General features: G+C 67.0%; 21 protein-coding genes and 2 tRNA genes. 5 read left to right on the plus strand and 18 right to left on the minus strand.

From position 1 onward, the window contains the following. The first annotated feature begins 200 nt into the window (after nt 1-200). Complete coding sequence (locus S2M10_RS22200) at nt 201-1,097, plus strand: iron-containing redox enzyme family protein (protein ID WP_168848039.1); 897 nt, start codon at nt 201-203, stop codon at nt 1,095-1,097. A 31-nt stretch (nt 1,098-1,128) separates the two neighbouring features. Further along, nucleotides 1,129-2,115, plus strand: a complete 987-nt coding sequence (locus S2M10_RS22205; RefSeq protein WP_168848040.1) for an SGNH/GDSL hydrolase family protein — start codon at nt 1,129-1,131, stop codon at nt 2,113-2,115. A gap of 35 nt (nt 2,116-2,150) precedes the next feature. On the opposite strand, the gene S2M10_RS22210 is transcribed toward S2M10_RS22205, so the two are convergent. After that, entirely contained in the window at nt 2,151-3,467 is a 1,317-nt protein-coding gene (locus S2M10_RS22210) for a cystathionine gamma-synthase family protein (RefSeq protein WP_168848041.1), read from the minus strand. Between the two features lie 252 nt (nt 3,468-3,719). On the opposite strand from S2M10_RS22210, the gene katG reads away from it, so the two are divergent. Beyond that, entirely contained in the window at nt 3,720-5,927 is a 2,208-nt protein-coding gene (gene katG, locus S2M10_RS22215) for a catalase/peroxidase HPI (protein WP_168848042.1), read from the plus strand. A 323-nt stretch (nt 5,928-6,250) separates the two neighbouring features. Here katG and S2M10_RS22220 read toward each other — a convergent pair whose 3' ends face one another. Next, nucleotides 6,251-7,408 (minus strand): DUF2171 domain-containing protein, encoded by a 1,158-nt coding sequence (locus S2M10_RS22220; RefSeq protein WP_168848043.1) that lies wholly within the window; start codon nt 7,406-7,408, stop codon nt 6,251-6,253. 220 nt (nt 7,409-7,628) lie between these two features. Here S2M10_RS22220 and S2M10_RS22225 point away from each other — a divergent pair. Then, a tRNA-Ala gene (locus tag S2M10_RS22225) sits at nt 7,629-7,704 on the plus strand. A 484-nt stretch (nt 7,705-8,188) separates the two neighbouring features. Beyond that, nucleotides 8,189-9,499, plus strand: a complete 1,311-nt coding sequence (locus S2M10_RS22230; protein ID WP_168848044.1) for a hypothetical protein — start codon at nt 8,189-8,191, stop codon at nt 9,497-9,499. On the opposite strand, the gene S2M10_RS22235 is transcribed toward S2M10_RS22230, so the two are convergent. From S2M10_RS22235 to S2M10_RS22310, 16 genes are all read right to left on the minus strand, one after another. Then, nucleotides 9,496-10,845, minus strand: a complete 1,350-nt coding sequence (locus S2M10_RS22235) for an ATP-binding protein (protein WP_168848045.1) — start codon at nt 10,843-10,845, stop codon at nt 9,496-9,498. The two genes, S2M10_RS22230 and S2M10_RS22235, sit on opposite strands and share 4 nt — an antisense overlap. 3 nt (nt 10,846-10,848) lie before the next feature. Continuing rightward, a complete protein-coding gene (locus S2M10_RS22240; protein ID WP_247650966.1) occupies nt 10,849-11,535 on the minus strand; it encodes a response regulator transcription factor in 687 nt (228 codons plus the stop codon). 131 nt (nt 11,536-11,666) lie between these two features. Further along, nucleotides 11,667-12,218 (minus strand): DUF4142 domain-containing protein, encoded by a 552-nt coding sequence (locus tag S2M10_RS22245; RefSeq protein WP_168848047.1) that lies wholly within the window; start codon nt 12,216-12,218, stop codon nt 11,667-11,669. A 114-nt stretch (nt 12,219-12,332) separates the two neighbouring features. Continuing rightward, complete coding sequence (locus S2M10_RS22250; RefSeq protein WP_168848048.1) at nt 12,333-13,772, minus strand: S41 family peptidase; 1,440 nt, start codon at nt 13,770-13,772, stop codon at nt 12,333-12,335. Between the two features lie 331 nt (nt 13,773-14,103). Continuing rightward, nucleotides 14,104-14,179, minus strand: a tRNA-Phe gene (locus S2M10_RS22255). Nucleotides 14,180-14,210: 31 nt separating this feature from the next. Further along, nucleotides 14,211-14,393 (minus strand): DNA gyrase inhibitor YacG, encoded by a 183-nt coding sequence (yacG, locus tag S2M10_RS22260; protein WP_168848049.1) that lies wholly within the window; start codon nt 14,391-14,393, stop codon nt 14,211-14,213. Nucleotides 14,394-14,398: 5 nt separating this feature from the next. Beyond that, complete coding sequence (locus tag S2M10_RS22265; RefSeq protein WP_168848050.1) at nt 14,399-15,349, minus strand: ribonuclease; 951 nt, start codon at nt 15,347-15,349, stop codon at nt 14,399-14,401. Continuing rightward, nucleotides 15,342-15,911 (minus strand): Maf family protein, encoded by a 570-nt coding sequence (locus S2M10_RS22270; RefSeq protein ID WP_168848051.1) that lies wholly within the window; start codon nt 15,909-15,911, stop codon nt 15,342-15,344. Before S2M10_RS22270 ends, S2M10_RS22265 begins: the two co-directional genes overlap by 8 nt. 13 nt (nt 15,912-15,924) lie before the next feature. Then, complete coding sequence (gene infA / locus S2M10_RS22275; RefSeq protein WP_003049127.1) at nt 15,925-16,143, minus strand: translation initiation factor IF-1; 219 nt, start codon at nt 16,141-16,143, stop codon at nt 15,925-15,927. A 270-nt stretch (nt 16,144-16,413) separates the two neighbouring features. Further along, nucleotides 16,414-18,603 (minus strand): sodium-translocating pyrophosphatase, encoded by a 2,190-nt coding sequence (locus S2M10_RS22280; RefSeq protein WP_168848052.1) that lies wholly within the window; start codon nt 18,601-18,603, stop codon nt 16,414-16,416. Between the two features lie 360 nt (nt 18,604-18,963). After that, a complete protein-coding gene (locus tag S2M10_RS22285) occupies nt 18,964-19,449 on the minus strand; it encodes a DUF1440 domain-containing protein (protein ID WP_211091228.1) in 486 nt (161 codons plus the stop codon). Between the two features lie 70 nt (nt 19,450-19,519). After that, a complete protein-coding gene (locus S2M10_RS22290; RefSeq protein ID WP_348770660.1) occupies nt 19,520-20,440 on the minus strand; it encodes a TraB/GumN family protein in 921 nt (306 codons plus the stop codon). 64 nt (nt 20,441-20,504) lie between these two features. Further along, the gene (gene fghA, locus S2M10_RS22295; protein ID WP_168848055.1) at nt 20,505-21,347 is read right to left on the minus strand and encodes an S-formylglutathione hydrolase; all 843 of its coding nucleotides are present in this window, start codon (nt 21,345-21,347) and stop codon (nt 20,505-20,507) included. Continuing rightward, entirely contained in the window at nt 21,344-22,198 is an 855-nt protein-coding gene (purU, locus tag S2M10_RS22300) for a formyltetrahydrofolate deformylase (RefSeq protein WP_348770661.1), read from the minus strand. Before purU ends, fghA begins: the two co-directional genes overlap by 4 nt. 8 nt (nt 22,199-22,206) lie before the next feature. Continuing rightward, entirely contained in the window at nt 22,207-22,590 is a 384-nt protein-coding gene (locus S2M10_RS22305) for a VOC family protein (RefSeq protein ID WP_168848056.1), read from the minus strand. A gap of 14 nt (nt 22,591-22,604) precedes the next feature. Further along, nucleotides 22,605-23,717 (minus strand): S-(hydroxymethyl)glutathione dehydrogenase/class III alcohol dehydrogenase, encoded by a 1,113-nt coding sequence (locus S2M10_RS22310; RefSeq protein WP_168848057.1) that lies wholly within the window; start codon nt 23,715-23,717, stop codon nt 22,605-22,607. Nucleotides 23,718-23,834 lie beyond the last annotated feature (117 nt).

A 23,834-nucleotide genomic window follows, 5' to 3' on the forward strand; every position in this document is an offset into this window, starting at 1 on the left:
CTGCTTCGTCGGCGGCGATGCCGACCTACCGAGGCAGGTGCAATTGTTGCAATTACCTAGTCGGGCGGTGCGCATGCACCCGACGCACGCACAGCGCAGATGACAATGTTGCGACAGCCAAGTGCTTGATCTGCGTGAATCGACCGGAACTCCCCCGTTCGGCGGGGGGTTTAAGCGGCCAAGCAGGAGAGAGTTTTCCCATGGCAACGCTCGCGCGCGATTTCGCGCCACGCATTCGTTCGCAGTTTCTGACCGACAGCTTCCAGCGCGGCCTCGCCCATTGGAACCGGGAGCGGCTCGAACCCGGCTTTCCGTCCGATGACTGGCAGCGCCGTTTCGAGCGCGACATGCGCATGGAGCGGCTGCAGGGCGCGTTCCTCGAAGAGCTGCGGGCCGAAGTTGTCGACGAAGCCGCCGAGGCGCCGACCGATGTCGACGGCTTTATCGACTGGTTCGAAGGGTTGAAGGCGACGGGGCCGGGGCAGGGCGATCCGCTGTTCCCCTGGCTCGCCGAAGCGGCGGACCGGGATCAGCTCCGATGGTTCTTCGAGCAGGAAGCTGCCGGAGAGGCGGGGTTCGATGATCTCGTCGCGATGACGCAGGTCAAGCTGCCGACCCGGCCCAAGCTCGAACTCGCCCGTAATTATTGGGACGAGATGGGGCATGGCACCGAGAAGGGCATGCATGGTCCGATGCTCGATGCGCTGGTCGAGACGCTCGCCGTCACCCCGGTAATCGAGAACACCGTTTGGGAAAGCCTGTGCCTGGCCAATGCGATGACCGCGATGGCGAGCAGCCGCCGTTATGCCTGGCATTCGGTGGGCGCGCTGGGCGTGATCGAGCTGACCGCGCCGGGCCGTTCGGCGGCGACCGCGGAGGGGCTGAAGCGCGTCGGGCTGAGCCCCAAGGAAGCCCGCTATTTCACGCTGCACGCGGTGCTCGACATCAAGCATAGCGAGGACTGGAACCGCGAGGCGATCCGCCCGGCCGTGGAAGAGGATCCGCGCCGCGCCACCGCGATGGCCGAGGGCGCGCTGATCCGGCTGCGCTGCGGCGCACGCTGCTTCGAGGCGTATCGCGACCGCCTCTGGGGCTGACGCGGGCGCGGTGCGTTGCTAGGCAGGCACCATGCTTCGCCTAGCCCTTGTCGCCGCGCTGATGCTCGCGCCCGCTGAAACCGCCGTCCCGCTGCACGCCGGCGGCCGCGTTGCCACCGATGGGCGGTTCGGCTGGCCCGGCGTCTATTTCGAAGGGCGGTTCAAGGGCACGTCGGTGACGGTGTCGGTCGAGGCCGGCGAGGATCATCTCGCCGTACTGATCGACGGCGTCGAGCGCGCGGTGCTCAAGAAGCCGGGCAAGGTGCAGCGTCGCTTCGACGGACTGGCGGACGGCGAGCACGTGATCCGTGTCGAGAAGCTGACGGAGACGCAAAGCGGCTATAGCCGCATGATCGGCATCACCACCGACGGCACGCCGCTGGCGCCGCCGGTGCATGCGCGCAGCGTGGAGTTTATCGGCGATTCGCACAGCGTCGGCTATGGCGACACCGCCGCGGTGCGCGACTGTACCGGCGGGGTGGTGCACGACACCACCAACACCCAACTCGCCTTTGGGCCGCTGCTCGCCAAGAAATGGGATGCCGACTATCGCGTGATCGCCTTTTCGGGGCGCGGCGTGGTGCGCAACTATGCGGGTGGCAATCCCGGCGAGACGCTGCCGGTGCTCTATGCGCGCGCCATTCCCGGCGAGCCTGCACCCGCAACTCAGGATGGCTGGAAGCCGCAGCTGATCGTGATCAACCTCGGCACCAACGATTTCTCGACGCCGGTCCATGCGGGCGAGGCGTGGAAGGACGACGCCGCGCTGCATGCCGACTATCAGGCGAGGTACGGCGCCTTTGTGCGGAAGCTCCAGGGCGCGAACCCGGGTGCCCGCTTCCTGCTGATGGGCGCGCCCGCCTTCATTGCGGACGTGCGTGCAGTGGCGGCGGCAACCGGCGCAACACCGGTGGCGGTGCCGCAACTGGAGTTCACCGCCTGCCACTTCCATCCGTCGCTGAAGGATCAGCGGCTGATGGCGGATCTGGTCGAGGACGCGGCGCGGGGGCTGAAGTAAGCGTCCCCTCCCGCAAGCGGGAGGGGAATTAGGGATCACACCGCCTTCAGCGCATTCTCGAAGTCGGCGATCAGGTCGTCGGCATCCTCGACCCCGATCGAGATGCGCACCAGATTGTCGGTGATCGCCAGCGCCTGCTTGCGCGCTTCCGGCACCGACAAATGCGTCATCCCCGCCGGGTGCGAGGCCAGCGTTTCGGTGCCGCCCAGGCTGACCGCCAGCTTGGCGATCTTGAGCGAATCGAGAAAGGCGAAGGCCTCCTTCTCGCCGCCCTTCAGGTAGAGCGAGAAGGTCGATCCCGCGCCGGTGCAGTGTCGGCGATAGATATCGGCCTGGCGGTGATCGTCGCCGCGTTCGAGGAAGCCGAGATAGCCGACCTTCTCCACCTTTGGGTGCGCCGCCAGGAATTCGCAGACCTTGGCGGCATTCTCGCCCGCCCGGCTCATCCGCAGTTCCAGCGTCTCCAGCGAGCGGAGCAGCATCCAGGCGGTGTTGGGGTCGCAGATCGTGCCGATCGTGTTGCGCATCAGCCGGATCGTGTTGATGTGCGCCTTGGATCCCAGCACGCCGCCCGCGACCAGATCCGAATGGCCGCCGGCATATTTGGTCAGCGAATAGACGACGATGTCGGCGCCCTGCTTGAGCGGCTGCGCCCAGAGCGGCCCCAGGAAGGTGTTGTCGATCGCGATCGGCGGCTTGGTATCGCCCTTGAAGATCGCGTCGCGGCTGGCGGCGACGGCTTCCACATCGACCAGCGCGTTAGTCGGGTTGGCGGGGCTCTCCAGATAGATCAGCGCGACATTGCCGGAGGCGGCCTTGCTAAGCACCGCATCGATCTCCTCGCGCGTCGCGCCCGCCGGGAAATCGAGCCAGTGGATGCCGAAGCGGCCGAGGATGCGCGCGATCAGCGTCTCGGTCGCGGCATAGAGCGGGCCCGAATGGACGATGGTGTCACCCGGCTTGACCATCGACAGGAACAGCGTGGCGATCGCCGACATGCCGGAGGAGAAGGCGAGCGCGTCCTCGGCCTCTTCCCAGATGGCGAGCCGGTCTTCGAGGATCTCCTGGTTGGGGCCGTTGAAGCGCGAATAGACCAGTCCTTCGGCACCGCCCGGGCGCTTGCCGGTCACCCCTTCGAAATGGCGCTTGCCCGCGGCGGCGTTGGGGAAGACGAAGGTGGAGGTGAGGAAGATCGGCGGCTTCAGCGCGCCTTCCGAGAGCATCGGATCATAGCCGTGCCCCATCATCATCGTCGCCGGCTTGAGCTTGCGGTCGCCGATCTTCTCGACATCGCCCTCGGGACGGGCACGGGGCGTACCGCCGGTCAGATCGGCTTCGGTGGCGTCGGTCATTGCAGGCTCTCCGGTGGGTGTTCTTAGATGGTTGCGATTGTAACCAGTTCGGGCAGGCATTCCACCCATGTCCAACCCCGATAGCGCCGCATCGTTTCGCTCGCGCGACCATGGCTGCGGCCTATCCGATCGGATATACTGACACGAACGGAAAGATCGATCAGTGTTCTCGGACTAATCCATTTCATCGATCGCTCTGGCCGTGAGAGGCTGTGCGGAGATCATAGCCCGAACGCTGAAGGAGATGCCCGAATGAACGCCGAATCCCAATGCCCGATGCATGGCGGCAAGATGGAGGGTAACGCGGTCCTGTTCGACATGACGAACCGGACCTGGTGGCCCAACCAGCTGGACCTCACCGTGCTCCACCAGAACCCGCCCGCCGGCGACCCGATGGGCGCGGACTTCGATTATGCCGCCGAATTCCAGAAGCTCGATCTGGCGGCGGTGAAGGCCGACATCTTCGCGCTGATGACCGACTCGCAGGACTGGTGGCCGGCGGACTTCGGCCATTACGGCCCGCTGTTCATCCGCATGGCCTGGCACAGCGCCGGCACCTATCGCGTCGGCGACGGGCGCGGCGGCGCAGGCTCGGGGACCCAGCGTTTCGCCCCGCTCAACTCCTGGCCGGACAATGCCAATCTCGACAAGGCGCGCATGCTGCTCTGGCCGATCAAGCAGAAATATGGCCGGGCGCTGTCCTGGGCCGACCTGCTGATCCTCACCGGCAATTGCGCGCTCGAATCGATGGGCTTCAAGACCGCTGGCTTCGGCGGCGGCCGTGCCGACATCTGGGAGCCCGAGCGCGACATCAACTGGGGCCCCGAGCGCGAATGGCTGCAGACCAGCGACAAGCCGGGCGGCCGCTATTCGGGCGAGCGCAGCTTGTCCAACCCGCTGGCGGCGGTGCAGATGGGCCTTATCTACGTCAATCCGGAAGGCCCGGACGGCAATCCCGATCCGCTGCTCGCCGCACACGACATCCGCGAGACCTTCGCGCGCATGGCGATGAACGACGAGGAGACCGTCGCGCTGATCGCCGGCGGTCATACCTTCGGCAAGACCCATGGCGCGGCGGACCCGAGCCAGTATATCGGCCCGGAGCCGGAAGGCGCAGGGATCGAGATGCAGGCGCTCGGCTGGGCGAACAGCTATGGCAAGGGCAATGCCGGTGACACGATCACCAGCGGCCTGGAAGTCACCTGGACCGAGACGCCTACCCAATGGGGCATGGGGTTCTTCAAGAACCTGTTCGAGTATGAATACGAACTCACCAAGAGCCCGGCCGGCGCGCACCAGTGGGTGGCGAAGGATGCAGGCGAGGTGATCCCGGACGCGCATGATCCGTCGAAGAAGCACCGCCCGACGATGCTGACCACCGATCTCGCGCTCCGCTTCGACCCCGCCTATGGCTCGATCTCACGGCGCTTCTACGAGAATCCGGACCAGTTCGCCCATGCCTTTGCCGAAGCCTGGTACAAGCTGACCCACCGTGACAGCGGCCCGCACGCCCGTCTGCTCGGCCCCGAAGTACCGGCCGAGCCGCGGATCTGGCAGGATCCGGTGCCGGCGGTGGACCATGTGCTGATCGACGACGCCGATGTGGCGGCGCTCAAGGCCGAGATTCTCGGCTCGGGCCTGTCGATCGCGCGGCTGGTGAAGACCGCCTGGGCCTCGGCCAGCACCTATCGCGGTACCGACAAGCGCGGCGGCGCCAACGGCGCGCGCATCCGCCTCGCCCCGCAAAAGGACTGGGCGGTGAACGAGCCGGCCGAGCTCGCCAAGGCGCTCGGCGTGCTGGAGGGTATCCAGGCCAAGTTCAATGCGGCGCAGACCGGCGGCAAGAAGGTGTCGCTTGCCGATCTGATCGTGCTTGGCGGCACCGCGGCGGTGGAAGCTGCGGCGAAGAAGGCGGGGCATGATCTGGCGCTGCCTTTCGCGCCCGGCCGTACCGATGCCAGCCAGGAGCAGACCGACGCACACAGCTTCGAACCGCTCGAGCCCAAGGTGGACGGCTTCCGCAACTATGCGGGCGACACGATGGGCTGGTCCGAAGAGGAACTGCTGGTCGATCGCGCCGCGCTGCTGACGCTGACCGCACCCGAGATGACGGTGCTGGTCGGCGGCCTGCGCGTGCTGGGCGCCAACCATGGCGACTCGAAGCATGGCGTGTTCACCGATCGTCCGGAAACGCTGACCAACGACTTCTTCCGCAACCTGCTGAGCACCAGCTTCACCGCCAAGTGGGAAGCGCAGGGCGACGGCAGCTTCGTGGCGAAGGACCGCAAGACCGGCGCGGCCGTGTGGACGGGCACGCGCGTGGACCTGATCTTCGGCTCCAACGCGCAGCTCCGCGCGCTGGCCGAAGCCTATGCGACCGACGATGCCGAGGCGGCATTCGTCGCGGCGTTCGGCAAGGCCTGGACCAAGGTGATGCACGCCGACCGCGTCGACCTTTGATCGGGTGAAGAAGGGGCCGCTCGGCACTGCCAGGCGGCCCCATTCTTTTCTAGTTTCTACCCCCGCCAGCGCGGGGCAACCGCATTTGCGTTTAGACCACCCTCACCCTCCCATCGCTGGCGCGATGGGCCCCTCCCTCTCCCAAGGGGAGAGGGGGTGAAGGTCCCTCTCCCCTTGGGAGAGGGAGGGAGCCGCGAAGCGGCGGAAGGGTGAGGGTGGACGGCCAAATACGATTCCCCGCCAGCCAGGGGGACGGGGCGCCTTCCAAGAAAAAGGGCCGCCCGGCATCGCCGGACGGCCCCCTTTCGTCGCGTCAACGGACCTTAATAGGTGCCCTTGAAGCTCGAATTCAGATTCCCCGTCGTGCTCCAGTCCTGCGACCGGTCGCCGGTGGTGTTCTGATCGGTGGTCGTGACGGTGGACTTGGTCTTGTCCTCGCCGAACATCGCGCCCGACTGTTCCTCGTCGCGCCAATGGCTCTTGGCTTCGTCCGCGGTCTTGCGCAGCGTCACCTTGTCGTCGACCGTCTGGATCCACCGCGACGGGATCGAGTGGTGGCGACCCTCGGCATCCGTGTCGTTCTTGGTCAGGATGATGCGGTCGCCGCGCACCTTGTCGACGGTGCCGACATGGCTGCCGTCCGAACCCAGCACTTCCATATGCTCGGTCACGCGGCGAAGCGCGTCGCGCTGACCGGTCCGCTCGGTCCGGAAGCTGTCGAACTCGTTGTGGAAACGCTGGGCGTTTTCCCGACGATATTCGTCATAGTCGCGGTCGAATTCCTGGAGGCGGCTGCGGCGCCATTCGCTATAATGGCTGTCCGAGGCGCCCTCGTTCCGCGCCTGCTGCTCGTCATAGCGCTGGTCCTGGCGGCGGCGGCGTTCGGCCTCCTCGTCGCCGAACCACGAGCGGACCTCGTCACCGGCGCGGTCGAAGAAACCGCGGTCGCGGTCATAGCCGCGCAGGTCGTTGCCGCCACGATCACGGTCATAGCCATAGACGCTGCGGCCCTGGTCCTGGCGATCGTAGCGCGCGCGGCCCTGATCCTGCTGGCCATAGCTGCGGGCGAAGCTGTCGCGGCTGCCCCAGTCGCTGTTGCCGTAATTGCGCTGGCCGTAATCGCGGTCGCGGTCCTGGGCGGAATAGCCGCCATAGTTGCTGTAGCTGCGCGAACCGGTGTCGCTCCAGTCATTGTCGCCGCCGTCCCAGCCGCCGCGCTGCTGGTCGCGCTGGCCATAGCCCTGCGCGCCATAGCTCGAGCGATCCTGATCGCGCCAGTTCGAGCGCCCGCGATTGCCATCGTCGTCACGCTGGTTGCGGTCGCGCCCGCGGCCGAGTTCGCCGGCGGCGGCATAGTCGCGCGCGCTGCTATAGGTGTAATCGCGGCCGGAGCCGTAATCCCGGCCATAGTCGCCCTGGCGGCTGCTGTCGTTATAGCCGGTGGGGCCATAGGGGCCGTAGCGATTGTTGCGGTCGTCCATCGTATCTCTCCTGCTGAGATTTCGGCGGCTGCGGCATGCTTGCCGTCACGCGTCATCCAAGCGAGCAAAGGGGTGGATGGGTTCCGCACATTCAACTTGTCGGGCAGGCAATTCGTCGGCGGCGATACAAAAGCGGCGGGAGGATGCGACAAGCCGGTTGCATCGCCCGTTTCGGCTCGCTAAGGGGAGCGCCTCCCGGGCCAGCCCGGGATCCGGCGGCGGGGCTGTAGCTCAGATGGGAGAGCGCTGCAATCGCACTGCAGAGGTCAGGGGTTCGATTCCCCTCAGCTCCACCAGCCGCCCATAACCCATCCATTCGCCCACACCGATTGCGAAGCCGTAGCATCGCCGGCATGTGGTTCCATTGGCCGTGGCGCACAGATGGGAGGGTGATGTGGCCGAACCTCGCTTCCGCATCGGACCCGGCAGGGGTTTCGCAACATTGCCACAGCGCTGTTTCGGTGCGCCCGGCATGGCATGTCGGACGAGCATGACGAGGCGTGGCGCTTCGCGAGGGCGAGCAATGCCTGACGTCGCCGCGAAGGATCCCGCGCCGCGCTCGTCGTCCGTCGCACAAGCGCCGCCTCCAAGCCTCAAGATCACTGGGATATGTGAACCGCGCCGAACGGCGGACTGCGACGGAACGCTGCATCGTCGCGGTCGGGCGGGAGGCAGCGTGGTCGGACATGCCGCAGGGATGATTATGTGTGCCGCTGACGCCGCTACGAAGCGGAAGCTTGGATTCCGGCGCGCGGGGCCAACTGCAACGAAGGACAACAAATGGCTGCACTGCTCTGGTTGCAAAACGATAGATCGGGCACCCGGCAGCGCCATATCGTCCGCACCTACCTGGAAGACGTAGGCGTCAGCACGTCGAACAACGCAGCGGCCAACGCGGCGGCGCTGTCGGCCGCCGTCGCTCGGGGGAACGTCACGCTCCATGTCCGCCCTGGGAACAGGTACAATATGGGCCATGTGCCGATCACGGCCGACAATGTGCGGATTCTATGCGAGCGCGGCGACAAGCCGACATTCTACATGCCCGCGGCGACCTTCACGAACAAGACGCTCAAGTCCTATGACGGCAACGCGCTCTTGTTCGACGCGCGGGGAGCCTTGTCGGGTGGGTTCGAGCCAATCTCGAACATCTTGCTCGAAAATCTGATCCTCGAGAGCGAGGTGTCCGATGGCCGGTATCTCCGGGGCATTGCCGCGCGGAACGTCAATAATTTCAACGCCAACGGCATCGAGATCTTCGGCTTTCCGACGGGGATCGGCATCACGCTCGGCACCGTCAACGGGGAGAGCGGCATCCGCGAATGCAACATCCACGGCTTCCACACGAACACGGCATGGCGCTCTGCCGACGCGCAGATGACCGGCATCGAGGTCGATAATGAACGGTATAACGGGCTGGCATCGGAAGGGCTCAAGATCCTCTCGCCCCGGATCGACAATCTAGTCTTCGGTGCGATCGCGATTGCAGCGGTGAACGATCAGACCGACGGGATCAACATCTGCCATCACAGTTCGCGATTCCACACCATCAGCGATGCGCGCATATCGCGGGTTGCGGAAGGCATCGATCACTTTGGCAGCGATTGCATCATCAACGACCCCGTCATCAGCCAGGTCCGCTACGCCGGATTGAAGATATTTCACGGCGCTTCCCGCAACATCTACTATCGCCCGGTCGTCAGAGATGCGGTGCAGTTTTTCGTGGCGATCGGCGGAAGCTATGTTGCGGGTGTCCCGGACACCAAAAGTAACATCATCAAGGGCGGGTCACTGACGGGTTTGAACTATGACAAAACCGCTAAAGGTACGACGGCAGGTGTGTTCATCACGGATAACGGCGTCCCCAAGCGCGTCGCCCGGCCGAAATGGAACATCGTTCAGGGAACATTGATCGACGAAGGCGCGCATGGTCCGCGCGCGTGGTACGATGAAAGCACCTTCGGCTATAATGTCGGCGAAGCGCTGAGGGTCATTGGCGGCGCTGCGAATGTCAAGCGCATCGCTATTCCGTTTGGCGGGGGGCGGGTGTCCCTCGCGGGGGCTGCGTCGACCTATTACACGGATCTCACCTAGCACTCCGCCAGCGGCAGCCGCACCGTGACGCGAAGGCCCGGATCGGCATCCTCCATCAGGAACTGGCCGTGGTGCAGCCCGGCCACCGCCACGGCGAGCGGCAGGCCGAGGCCATGGCCGGGCAGGTGCCGACTGCCGTCGAGCCGACCGAAACGGCGCAGCGCACGCTCGCGTTCGGCTGTGGGGATGCCCGGGCCGTCGTCCTCAACGCGAAGCAGGGCTGACCGGCCCTCCGTGCGCACCTCTAGGCGGATGGCCGTTCCCGCAGGCGTATGGGTGACAGCGTTCTCGATAAGGTTGACGAGCAGTTGGGTGAGCAGGCGCGGATCGCCATCGATCGGCACGATGGCGTGCGAGCGCGGGGGCGCGAAGCTGCGGCCGCTTTCGGTCACCAGCAGCTCCAGCCCTTCTGCCACCTCTGCCGCCAGCGCCGCCAGGTCCAGCCGCTGGAACCCTGCCCGGCGTTCGCCGCCCTCGACTTCGGTGATGCGCAGGATTGCGGCGAAGATGGCGAGGATCTCTTCGCTCTCCGCCACGGCCTCGGCCAGCGCGTCCCGCACCGGCAAGGCTTCGGGCGTCTCGGCCAGCGCCGCCAGGCGGCCGTGCAATCGCGCCAGCGGCGTCCGCAGGTCATGGGCGATGTCGTTGGAGATGCTGCGCATGCCGCGCATCAGTTCGCCGATGCGGTCCAGCATCCGGTTGAACGTCACTGCCAATTCGCCAAAGGCGCTGCGGGGACGATCGACCGGCACGCGCGCGCGCAGGTCTCCGTCGATAATCGCTTCCGCCGTACGGGCGATCGCGGCGATGTTGATGCGGATCGCGCGAATCAGCGCGACGGTGCCGATCAGCAGCAGCGCCACCACCGCGCCGAAACCGATGGCGAGAATGCGCAGGCGGCCGTGGTCGTGCTGGTCGATCGGCTCGCTTTCCGCAATCAGCGCCAGCGTTCCGCCGCCCGGCAGTCGCTGCACCCAGGCTCTGCCGCGGCTCAGCCCCGGGATCGCGGCATCGCGCCGGACGGTGGAGACGCCGATCGGCAGCGGCTGTGCCGGTGCGATGTTGCCGGCGAGCATCCGGCCCTGCGGGTCACGCAGCAGAAAGCCGATGTCCGCGCTTTCGCGCTCGCTCCGCTCACGGGCGATGCGCCGCGCGATCTCCGCCGGCCCGGCCCGGCCATCCAGCAGCTCGCGCGCCTCGGCCTGAAGGCGCAGGTCCACCTGGCGGTCGATCGCGTCGAGCAGCGCGAGGTACACGCCCACCCCGGCGAGCGCGGTCGCCGCCGACAGACCGAGCGCGAAGGCGATCGCGATCCGGCCGAGCGAATGAAGGCGCCGTGGCGTCACCGCTCAGGCGCGGAACATATAGCCCACGCCGCGCACCGTCGCGATCGGATCGGGCAGGCCGGGCATCTCCAGCCGCTGGCGCAGCTTGAGGATATGAACGTCGACGATGTTGGTGGCCGGCACGAAATCATATCCCCAGACGCGTTCGATCAGCATCTTGCGCGACAGCACGCTGCCCGCCTCACGGACCAGTTCGGCCAGCAGCTTCAGCTCGGTCTTCTGCAGCTCGATCGGCTTGCCGGCACGCGTGACGCGGTGGCGCAGAACGCTGACCATCACGTCGCCCGCGTGCAGCGTGGCGGTGTCGCCGCCGGTCGCGCTGCGCCGCCGCAGCACGGCGCGGATCCGGGCATTGAGCTCGTCGATCTCGAAGGGCTTGACGACGTAATCGTCGGCGCCTGCCTCCAGCCCTTCCACCCGTTCCTGGGTGAGCCCCAGCGCCGTCAGCAGGATCACCGGTGTCGCCACGCCTTCGGCGCGCATGCGGCGCAGCACCTCCACGCCCTCGATGACCGGCATCATCCGATCGAGCAGCACCACGTCGAACTTCTCCCGCGCCAGGATGGCGATCGCGGGGCGCCCGTCCTCGGCGGTCTCCACGCCATAGCCGAGCGCCGCCAGCTGCCGCGCGAGCAGGGCGTTCAGCTGGGCATCATCCTCCACGACGAGGATGCGGACGGCGGCGGGCATGTCGGATGGGCATTGCATGACGGGCATTCTTAGGACGGACGCCTGTTCCTAACCTTACGGCTCACATGGGCCGGATCGCCGCACCCGCTGCTAGTGCGGATGCGGTCAGACGCATGGGGGGCAGCATGGCGTCAATCCTTCGGCAGCCGGGCAAGCAGATCGACATGGCGCTGCACGATCGGCACGGCGGCGGCGGCAACCGTGCGCAGCGCTGCATTGTCCCCGTTTTCCGCATAGCCGGCATGGAGCGCCAGCGCCTCCTGGTGCGCGGTCCGCTGCTGGCGCAGATAAGCGGAGTCGAACCGCGCGCCGGAGAGACCGCGCAGCTCGTCGATCATCTTCCGCTGGCGCGCGTCGAGGACGGGCGGCGGCGGGGTCATGCCGGCGGTACGGGCGGCGTCGGTAAGCTGCTGCGTCGTCATGCCGTGATGCTCGATCATCATCTGCCCGAACTGGCGAACGGCGCCGCTGCCCGCCCGTTGCTGTGCGAGCGTTGAGGATTCGATCTCGTACAGATCGCCGGCGCCGGCCTGACGGGCATAACCCATCGCATCGCGCGGCATCGCCATTTGCGGCGGTGCCATGGGCTCGGTCTGCAGAGAGGCCCCGCGCGTGGCTTCCGATCTTGTGGCAGCCGTCATCGCGAGCAACGCGAGTGCGCCGCACAGCATCATCGTCTTCATAGCTTCCCTCCTGGCCGTGCAGGGGTAACCGGCCAGCCGGGGGATGGTTGCGGATTGAGCTTTGTTTACCTTGGGTTGCCCGGAGCTTTGGCCAGTCGGGTCCGGCCCCGGGGATCAGAACAGGCCCGGCACCTCACGCTGCGCGGTCGTCGGGCGTTCGGGCGTCAGCAACGCCCTCGGCGCCGCCGCCGCTCGCGCCAGACCCGCCATGCCGATGGCGCTGCAGCTGCGCCCGGCGACGAAATCCAGCGCCGCCTTCACCGAGGCTTCGCGCACATCGCCCAGCGGCTGCGAGACATCGTCGACCGCCGAACAGCTCGCCTCGACATTGCTGGCGAGGCCGTTGAAATAATTGCCCTGGCGATTGGCGTTCTGCGTGGCGAAGGCAATCACGCGCAACCGGTCATCGCATTCGCTCTTGTCGATCGCGACCTGGCCGACCGGCTTGCCGTAGGTGTTGGTGCCGATCAGCCCCACATTCGCGCGGAAATAGGGAATCATGCCGTTGATCACCAGTTCGCTGGCCGAGGCGGTGGCGCGCGTGCCGATAAAGGCGATGCGCACCGGCGTAATCGATTCGGGCTTGGGAGCGAACAGGCGCACGCTGTCGTTCGCCGACTTTTCCGGGCGGAAGCTGGTATAGTCGAACACGTCGGTGGTGGCGCGTGCGCCGCCCAGCAGGTCCCCGAACAATTCGGCGATCGAGACGAGCCCGCCGCCATTGTAGCGCAGATCCACGATCACCTTGTCGATGCCCTGCGCCTTGAACGTCGCAAAGGCGCTGCGCAGTGCCGGATCGGCGGTGCTGATGAAGGTCCGCAGATTGACATAGCCCACGCGTCCCCCCCCGTTCGGGTCGGTGAGGATCTGCGCGCCGTACCGGCTGGACACTGGGGTGAGGGTGAAGTCCGACTTGACCAGAGTGACCGTGCGGATGCTGCCGTTCGGATCCCGCACCCGCAGCGTGCGCGCGGTGCCGTTGGTGTCCGGTCCCAGCGCGGCCTGGATGCCCGCGGTCCCTTGCGCCGCGATGATGTCGCTCACCTCGCGGAGATCGCTGCTGCTGGTGCCGATCGCGAGAATCTGCGTTCCGCGATCCACCCCGACCTGCAGCGCGCTGCCACCTTCGAAGCTTTCCGTGACCGTGATGGTGCGCGCGCCGTCGCTGCTCAGGCGAAAGCCGAAGCCGGCGCTGGAACCGCTGGAATAATAGGCATCCTCCTCGGCGATGGAGGTCAGATAGGTGAAATAGCGGTCGCGGTTCTGCGCGCGCGCGGTCGCGGTGAGTGCGTCTAGATACGTGTCGGCGCTGTTATAGCCTGCCGGGTCGAGGTTCACGGGCAGGGTTTCGGGAAACAGATACCACTCGCGCATCGTAGCGAGGATCCAGTCCTGGCGCGCGCGCAGCGAGCAGGCGCTCGCGGTGGGAGTGGGGCTGCTCGTGCTGGCGCCGGGCTGGACGACATTGCCCGAAGAATTACCGCCGCCGCCGCCGCACCCGGCGAGCAATGCCGCCAGCACGACCCCCGAAACGCCCGAACGCACCAACCGCATCGTCTCTTCCCCATATTTGCGTCGGCAGATTAGCCATGCACTTGGTGGAAAGCCATATGCATGAGCGCTTTAGACCAGATTGCAGCCGCCGACTGCCGAGCGCCGGGACTTCGGGCAAGGACTTCAAGCAGGCAGCAACGCGTGCGTCGCGATCGAGACCGGGTGATCTACAGGCTCTTCGCCGGACGGGGGCACGACGGTCGTCACAACGCGTCGGATCTTGCCCGCCCCGACAAATACGTCAGCATCGCCGCGGCGCGACCGGGATGGCGCATCCCGACCATTGGCGGGGAAGCGACAGGTGGTTCGTGGATGTCTGCGAAGAGGTGGATGGTGCCCGGGGACGGAGTCGAACCGCCGACACTGCGATTTTCAGTCGCATGCTCTACCAACTGAGCTACCCGGGCACACCGGCGGAGCCGCCGGGGAGCGCGCCTGTTAGTCGGGGAATTCCTGGCTGTCCAGCCCCGATTGCAGATTTGTTTGCGCCGGCTCGCCCGGCACGCGGTAGCCCTCGCCCAGCCATTGCAGCAGGTCGCGATCCTTGCAGCCGCGGCTGCAGAAGGGCTTGAAGTCATGGGCGGTGGGCTTGCCGCAGATCGGGCAGGCGTCGCGGGGCATGGGGGTCACTCCTTGGGGGTCACGAACTCGACCGCGCCGCCCATGCGGCGGGCGAGCGTCTCGGTCCAGCCGGGCTCGCGCGCCAGACGGCGGGCGATTCGACTGTCCACCATATGGGTAGCCGGCACCGGCGGGGGAAGACGCTCCAGCCGGCGCAGCTCGGCGCGGGTGGCGGCGCCGACCGGATCGGCGTGGAGCTGCTCGGGCAGCGAGGGGCGGGTGCGGCGGCGGACGATCTGGAGGAAGCCGAAGCCGTTGACCGCCGTGCGCTCGAAGGGCTGGGGGAGTGCAGCGTCGATCGCCTCGGCGACGGCGTTGCGCGCGCCCTTGCTGCTGAGCGTGGGAAAGTCGATGCCGATGGAGCCGCCGATGCCGAATCGCTCGATCGCGCGGGCCACGGCATGCGCGGCGGCGATCGACAGCGGCTCGAGCGGGCCCGAGCCGTCGACGTCGAACAGGGTCATGGCCGGGGTGGGGGACATGCGCAGCGCGCCGCCGGGAAAGGCGATCTCGCCGGTATAGGCTTCGTCGAGCAGTTCGGACCAGCCGGCCTCTTCCAGCGCATCGGCCTCGTGGGGGCGCAGGATGCGCACCGGATGGTCGCTGGCGGTGATGCGGGCGAGCAGATCCGGCCCGTCGCCCAGGGGGCCCTCAGGCGGGGCCGGGACAGCCTTGGGGAGCTTGGCGCGGCCGGGCTCGGGGATAGCCTCCCGGACGATCTTCACGCGCAGCGCCGCGCCTTGGGTGATGCCCTTGGGGAGGGGGTCGCACAGCGCCTCGCCGCCCTGGTCGAGCGTCACCTTGCCGGTGGATTTGTCGGTGAGCCGCGCGGCGCAGATTGCGCCGACCTGGGGCTTCGTGCCCGCCAGCTCGATCCGCGCTTTCCAGATCACCCCACGTGAAACGAGGGCGGCGCGGTTCTCGCCGATCCCCGCCTCGTACAGCCACTCAGCCAAGGGGATAGCCGGCGCCGGCGAGCAGTGCGCGGGCCTCGAACACCGGCAGGCCGACCACGCCCGAATGGCTGCCGGAGAGGAAGCGCACGAACGCCTCGGCCTTGCCCTGGATGGCATAGCCGCCCGCCTTGCCCATGCCTTCGCCGCTGGCGACGTACCAGTCGATATCGGCGTCGCTCAGGCGCTTGAAGGCGACGACGGTGTCGGAGACGCGGGTGCGGGCCTTGCCGTCTACGCCGATCACGCAGATCGCCGAGAGGCAATGGTGGCGGCGGCCGGAGAGCAGCGCCAGCATCCGGCGCAGATCGGCCTCGTCCTCGGGCTTGCCGAGGATGCGGCGGCCGACGGCGATGGTGGTGTCGCCGGCGAGGACGATCTCGTCCGGGGCACGGTCGACCGCATGCGCCTTGGCGGTGGCGACGCGCAGCACATAGGGTCGCGGCAGCTCGCCGGAGCGGACATCCTCGTCCACGTCCGGGGCGGCGACGCGATCGGGCGCGGCGCCGATCCGGGTGAGCAGATCGAGCCGTCGCGGCGAAGTGGAAGCGAGCACGAGCCGCATGGGCGGCACCCGCTTACTTGAAGCGGTAGGTGATGCGGCCCTTGGTCAGGTCGTAGGGCGTCAGCTCGACGAGCACCTCGTCGCCTACCAGCACGCGGATGCGGTTCTTGCGCATCTTGCCGGCGGTGTGGCCGAGAATCTCGTGATCGTTCTCGAGCCGGACGCGGAACATGGCGTTGGGGAGAAGCTCCACAACCTGTCCACGCATTTCAAGCAGTTCTTCTTTGGCCAAAAAATGCCTCTCAGGGATTAGCGCGCGTAAAAGTGCGTCGCCCTTACAGCGCTGGAAGGAAAAAGGGAAGGCGGCGCGGAATGGGCGCGCGTCCTCGTGTGTGATGTGGGGAGATGGGGGCAAGCGTACAAGATCCTCCCCGGTACGGGGAGGGGGACCGCCGCCGAAGGTGGTGGTGGAGGGGGGCTTCCACGGGCGAGTCCCTCGCTGTGCTCCCCCTCCACCATGCTTCGCATGGTCCCCCTCCCCGTTCCGGGGAGGATCTTTGCGTCAATGCGTGCCGCCGCCTGCGAGGGCTGCGAGCAACAACAACGCCACGATGTTGGTGATCTTGATCATCGGATTCACGGCCGGGCCTGCCGTATCCTTGTAGGGATCGCCGACGGTGTCGCCGGTCACCGCGGCCTTGTGGGCATCGCTGCCCTTGCCGCCGTAATTGCCGTCTTCGATGTACTTTTTCGCATTGTCCCAGGCGCCGCCGCCGCTGGTCATCGAGATGGCGACGAACAGCCCGGAGACGATCACGCCGAGCAGCATCGCACCCACCGTGGCGAAGCCCTGTTCCTTGCCCGCCACCGCGGCGATCAGGAAATAGACGATAATCGGGCTCAGCACCGGCAGCAGCGAGGGCACGATCATCTCGCGGATCGCCGCCTTGGTGACGATGTCCACCGTGCGGGCATAATTGGGCCGGCTGGTGCCCGCCATGATACCCGGATTGTCGCGGAACTGGGCGCGGACGTCCTCCACCACCGATCCGGCGGCGCGACCCACGGCGGTCATGCCGAACGCGCCGAACAGATAGGGGAGCAGCGCGCCGAGCAGCAGGCCCACGATGATGTAGGGGTTGGAGAGCGAGAAGTTGACCGGCCCGGTCAGCCCCAGCGCGTCGCGATAATGATCGAGATCGGTGGTGTAGGCGCCGAACAGCACCAAGGCCGCAAGCGCCGCCGAGCCGATCGCATAGCCCTTGGTCACCGCCTTGGTGGTGTTGCCCACCGCGTCGAGCGCGTCGGTCTTGTGGCGAACCTCGTCCTCGAGCCCGGCCATCTCGGCGATGCCGCCGGCATTGTCGGTCACCGGACCATAGGCGTCGAGTGCGACCACCATGCCGGCCAGCGCCAGTAGCGACGTCGCGGCGAAGGCCACGCCGAGGATGCCCGCGATCTGATAGGTGGCGATCACCGCGACGACGATCACCAGCGTCGGCAGCGCGGTCGATTCGAGGCTGATCGCGAGGCCCTGGATGACGTTGGTGCCATGGCCGGTGACCGAGGCCTTGGCGATGGATTTCACCGGCCGGAAATTGGTGCCGGTGTAATATTCGGTGATCCACACGAGCAGCCCGGTCACGGCCAGACCGATCATCATGCACCAGAACAGGCCCATGCCGGTCACGGTCGGCATCGCCGCAGCCGCTGCGACCGCGTCGGCCGAAAGCGTGCTGCCGTCGAGCAGCGCGGTGGGTTCGCCCAGCGACGCGATCGAGTCCTGCATCCGGCCGCCCAGCACATAATAAGTGACGCCGTAGATGGCGGGCACCGACAGGATCACGGTGGTCCAGAATCCCTTGTAGAGCGCGCCCATGATCGACTGGTTGGCGCCCAGCCGCACCATATAGGTGCCGAGGATCGAGGTGAGGATGCAAACGCCGCCGACCAGCAGCGGCAGCGCCATCAGCCGGGTAAGCAGCGCCGCATCGATACCGCGCATGAGGAGCGCGATCGTCACCATGGTGAGGCCGAGCGTGACCACATAGGTCTCGAACAGATCGGCCGCCATGCCCGCGCAGTCGCCGACATTGTCGCCGACGTTATCGGCGATCACGGCGGGGTTGCGGGGGTCGTCCTCCGGGATGCCCGCCTCGACCTTGCCGACGAGATCGGCGCCGACATCGGCCGCCTTGGTGAAGATGCCGCCGCCCAGCCGCGCGAAGATCGAGATCAGCGAGGCGCCGAAAGCCAGCGTGGAAAGGGTGAGCACGACGATGCGATCGCCCGGCGCATGCTGCGCCACCTCGACCAGATACCAGAACAGCACCGCGATCGAGAGCAGGCCGAGGCCCGCCACCAGCATGCCGGTGATGGCACCCGAGCGGAAGGCGAGGGTGAGCCCGCCCTGCAGGCTGCCGCGCGCCGCTTCGGCGGTACGCACATTGGCGCGCACCGAAATGTTCATGCCGACGAACCCGGCGACGCCGGACAGGATCGCGCCGATCAGGAAGCCGACCGTGGGGATCGGCCCCAGGGTCAGGAACAGCACGATGCCGACCACCACGCCTACCACGGCGATGGCGGTATATTGCCGCGTCAGATAGGCTTTGGCGCCTTCCTGGATCGCGGCGGCGATATCCTGCATCTTGGCGTTGCCGGCGGGTGCGCGCAGCACCTGCTGGCTGGTGATAAAGCCATAGGCCACGGCGATCAGGCCGCAGACGATGGCGAAATAGACGATCGTCATAGAGTGACATCCTCCCCTGCAATTGCGGGTCGCGGCGCGCGCCGGATGGGTCCAGTCTCGTCCGCAATCGTGGAGGGTATAGCAATGAGGGGTTCGTGCAAGGCGGTTGGGGTGCCCTTCTATATCCTACCCCTTCACGGGGGAGGATAGCGGCGCTTGGCGCGCACGCGCCTAGCGCAGCTTGGAGAGGGTGAGCGGCGGCGCAGCCGCCGCGCGATTTGCGCCGAAAATCGCGCCTCTCCCTCCCACTGCCTTCGGCAGCGGGCCCCGTAGCGGGTGAACAGCGCCCCGCGCTGTTCAGGCCATGCCCGGGGGCATGGCCGACCCGCTACGCCCCCGCAAGGGGGAGGGGTCTCTGGGTCACCGCGCGCCGGCGATGATCCGCCGCACGCCTTCCAGCACCACGCCGTAGACGAGGTGCGAGGCCGCGCCGAATGCGTGGATCGACGCCGGTGTCTCGGTCGGGCCGCTGCCCAGGCCTAGCGCCGGCACCGCGCCTTCGTCGAGCAGTGCGGAAGTGACCACACCGTAGGCGCCACCGAAACCCGAAGCCGCTTCCGGGCGATATTCGGTGATCAGCCCGTAGATCCCGCCGAGCACGCCGCCGACGATGTAGTGCACCGCCTGGCCCGATGCTTCGCGATACGGCTCCGGCACCTTGTCGCCGGTGGCCGCTTCCACCACCACGTCGGCCGCCTTCACCGTCGCCGGATCGCCGTCGCTCTGGTCTTCCTTCGGGATCAGCTTGCCCGCCTGGTTCTGGAACGCCGCCATCGCGGCCGAGGCGACCAGGCCGGCGGTGACGCCCGCGAGCAGACCGATCAGGGGACGGGGATTCGATGCCATTCGCATTGCTCCAAAAGGGGATGCGGCGGGGGCGCCGCACCGGAGAGGAAACGCGCCCCGCCCAAAGCGATCAGTAGCGGATGCGCTCCACCTTCACCTGATCCTTCGCAAGGAACGCCTGGACACTGTCGGCACCGGCCAGATGGCCGGCGCCCACCGCCAAGAACACCGTTCCCGGCTTTTGGAGCCGTGCCTCGATCCATTTCGCCCAGCGCGCGTTGCGATCGGTCAGCAGAATCCTGGCGAGTTCGGGCGTGTCGCGCATGCCTTCGTTCATCGTGGCGCCCAGCGCTTCCGGATCGCCCGCCGCCCATTGATCGACCATCTTGCCCAATTCGGTGCCGAGCTTGGGGTAGTCGTCCACCACCGACCCGAGAAAGGCGAGCTGCAGCGTGGGCGGCATGCTCGAGAAATAGCCGAGCTGCTGCTCGGCGGTTTCCAGGCCGATCACCGGCTTGCCGTTATCCCGGGCGGCGAGCGTCAGCACCTTTTCTGCGCCGCTCGCGGGATCATAGCCGAGCTTGGGAAGCCCCGCGACGCTGAGCGTGATGCCCGCCACCCAGGGCTGGAGCGTATCGAATGCGGCAGGCGGCACGCCGATATCGGCCATCGCCTTCAGATAGGCATCGCGCTTGTCGGCGGGCAGCTGGTCGGCGACGGGCTTGGATCCGGCGGGGGCAAGCGCCGTCTTCACCAGCAGCGACTGCATCGCGGCGGGCTCCGGATCCATCAGCTCGAGCACCAGCGTATCGCTCTTGTCAAAGGCGGTCTTCACCGCCGAATCGAACCAGCTCAGGCCGGGCTTCAGCACGTGCACGGTGCCGAAAAGATAGATGGTGGTATCCGCATCCCGCACCATCCACAGCGCGGGATCGGCAGGGCGCGGCTGCGCTGCCGGCGCGGGGGCGGGCGCAGCCTGGCCGAAGGCGATCGGGCTGAACAGCAGCGCCAGCGGCGCGACGGCAACGGCGAACAACGACTTCAAGCTCACGCCGGGAACCTCCCCCATGTGGAACCGGCGCAGCCCCGCGCCGCGCCGGTGTGGTATTCCTATATCACGCTTTCAGCCGCGCGGCATGCCAGGCGACATGTTCGGCAAGGAACGTGGACACGAAATAATAGCTGTGGTCATAGCCCGGCTGGAGCCGCAGTGTCAGCGGCATGCCCGCCGCCGCGCAGGCATCGGCGAGCAGTTGCGGGCGGAGCTGTTCGGCGAGGAACGTGTCTGCCTCGCCCTGGTCGACCAGCAGATCGGGCAGGCGGGCGCCGTCCTCGATCAGCGCGACCGCGTCGTGCGCGCGCCATGCCGCCGGATTGTTCCCGAGATAGCCGCCCAACGCCTTCTGCCCCCAAGAAACCTGGCCTGGCGCGACGATCGGGGCGAAGGCGGAGACGCTGCGGAACCGATCGGGATTGCGCAGGCCGATGGTGAGCGCGCCGTGCCCGCCCATCGAATGGCCGGTGATGCCCTGGGAGGCCATGTCCGCCATCGGGAATTCGGCGGCAATCAAGGCGGGAAGCTCGTCCTCGATATAGGTCCGCATCCGGAAATGCTGCGACCAGGGCGCCTGCGTGGCGTCGACATAGAAGCCGGCGCCCTGGCCGAAATCATATTCGGGCGCGTCCGGCACGCCTTCGCCGCGCGGACTCGTGTCCGGGGCGACGAAGATCACTCCGGCCTCGGCGCACGCGCGGCGATATTCACCCTTCTCGGTAACATTGGCATGGGTGCAGGTAAGGCCCGAGAGATACCAGAGCACCGGCAGCCTCGCGCCCGCCTCGTGCGGGGGGACATAGACCGAGAGGGTCATCGGCGTGCCGGTAGCGGTGGAGGCGTGGCGATACACACCCTGCGTGCCGCCGAAGGCCTTGTTGGTCGAAACCGTTTCGAAGCTCATTGAAACACCACCGTCTTGCCTTGGTTGAGAAATACCCGGTGTTCGCCCACCGCGTGCACGGCGCGGGCCAGTACCCGGGCTTCGATGTCGCGGCCGATGCGCACCAGATCGTCTACCGTCGCACGGTGATCGACACGCTCCACCGCCTGCTCGATGATCGGACCCTCGTCCAGATCCGCGGTGACGAAATGTGCCGTCGCACCGATCAGCTTGACGCCGCGGGCGTGGGCACGGTGATAGGGGCGCGCGCCTTTGAAGCCCGGCAGGAAGCTGTGATGGATGTTGATGCAGCGGCCGGCCAATAGCCCGGTGAGTGCCGGCGAAAGCACCTGCATGTAGCGGGCCAGCACCAGATAATCGGCGTCGCTCTGCGCCATCAGCGCCAGGATGGCGGCCTCCTGTTCGGCGCGGTCGGCATCGCTGACGGGCAGATGGTGGAAAGGCACGCCGTGCCACTCGGCCAGTCCACGCAGACTATCGTGATTGGAGACCACCGCGACGATCTCGGCGGCGAGCGCGTTGCTGGCGCGGCGGTGGAGCAGATCGGCAAGGCAGTGTGAGCCCTTCGACACCGCGACGAGCATGCGCGGACGTGCGGTGCTCGGAGTCAGGGACCAGTCCAGCCCCAGTCGATCGGCGATGGGAGCGAAGGCAGCCCGCAGCGTCTCGCCGTCCGGGAAGCGCGGCCCGCCCGCCTTGAAGACGAGGCGCAGGAAGAAGCGCCCCGTCTCCAGATCCGCATATTGCTGGCTGTCGAGAATGAATCCGTCGCGCTCGGCCAGAAAGCCGCTGACCCCTGCGACGATGCCGACGCGATCGGCGCAGGTGAGCGTGAGGATCCAGTTCGACACGCCGACGCTCAGGCCGGCTTGCGGTGCAGCGCGCAGATCTTGTTGCCGGCGGGATCACGCAGATAAGCCAGGTAGAGCGGCCCGAACGTGCCTTCGCGCCAGCCCGGCGGATTCTCGCAGGCGGTGCCGCCATGAGCAACGCCGGCGGCATGCCAGGCATCCGCCGCCTCGGTGGTCGCCGCCTTGAAGCCGAGCGTGCCGCCATTGGCATGGCAGGCGGGTTCGCCGTCCAGCGGCTTGGTCAGCATGAACAGGCCGTCCGGGTGCATGTAGATGACGCGACCCTTCGGATCCGTCCGGCCGGGAGCGATCCCGAGCGCGCCGAGCACCGCGTCGTAGAAGGTCCTGGACGCCTCGATATCATTGGCGCCGAGCATCACGTGACTGAACATGACTTCCTCTCCTCTCAGTAGACGACGACGCTGCGGATGCTCTCGCCCGCATGCATCAGGTCGAAGCCCTTGTTGATCTCCTCCAGCGTCAGCACATGGGTGATCATCGGGTCGATCGCGATCTTGCCGTTCATGTACCAGTCGACGATCTTCGGCACGTCGGTCCGGCCCTTGGCGCCGCCGAACGCGGTGCCCTTCCAGACGCGGCCGGTGACCAGCTGGAAGGGCCGCGTCGCGATTTCCTTGCCCGCCTCGGCCACGCCGATGATGATCGATTCGCCCCAGCCGCGATGGCAGCATTCGAGCGCGGTGCGCATCACCTCGGTATTGCCCGTCGCGTCGAAGCTGTAGTCGGCGCCGCCGTCGGTCAGCTCGACCACCTTGGCTACCACTTGTTCGCGCGACATGCCCTTGGTGTTGAGGAAATGGGTCATGCCGAACTTGCGGCCCCATGCCTCGCGATCCGGATTGATGTCGATGCCGATGATCTGGCCGGCGCCCGCCAGCCGGGCGCCCTGGATCACGTTGAGGCCGATGCCGCCCAGGCCGAACACCACGACCGTCTCGCCCACCTGCACCTTGGCGGTGTTGACCACCGCGCCGACGCCGGTGGTGACGCCGCAGCCGATATAGCAGCTGGTCTGGAACGGCGCGTCCTCGCGGATCTTCGCCACCGCGATCTCGGGCAGCACGGTGAAGTTCGAGAAGGTCGAGCAGCCCATGTAATGGAAGATCGGCTGGCCCTTGTAGCTGAACCGGGTGGTGCCGTCCGGCATCAGGCCCTTGCCCTGCGTCGCGCGGATCGCGGTGCACAGGTTGGTCTTGCCCGACAGGCACGACTTACACTGGCGGCATTCGGGCGTGTAGAGCGGGATCACGTGATCGCCGGGCTTCACGCTGGTGACGCCGGCGCCCACCTCGCGGACGATGCCGGCGCCTTCATGGCCGAGCACCGAGGGGAACAGGCCTTCCGAATCGAGGCCGTCCAGCGTGTAGGCATCGGTGTGGCACAGGCCCGTGGCCATGATCTCGACCAGCACCTCGCCGGGCTTGGGGCCTTCCAGATCGAGTTCGACGATCTCCAGCGGGTTCTTCGCTTCGAAAGCGACCGCGGCGCGGGTCTTCATGGCCGGTTCTCCTGATGGGCTTGGTTGACGCGCCTGATCCTTCAATCGGTGGCGGGTTGCAACCCGTAGCGGTTCGTTTCGTTGGCGGCGGGACCCATACGGAAGTCCAGTTGCGCC

The sequence above is a fragment of the Sphingomonas sp. S2M10 genome, from assembly GCF_012650175.1.
Taxonomy (GTDB): domain Bacteria; phylum Pseudomonadota; class Alphaproteobacteria; order Sphingomonadales; family Sphingomonadaceae; genus Sphingomonas.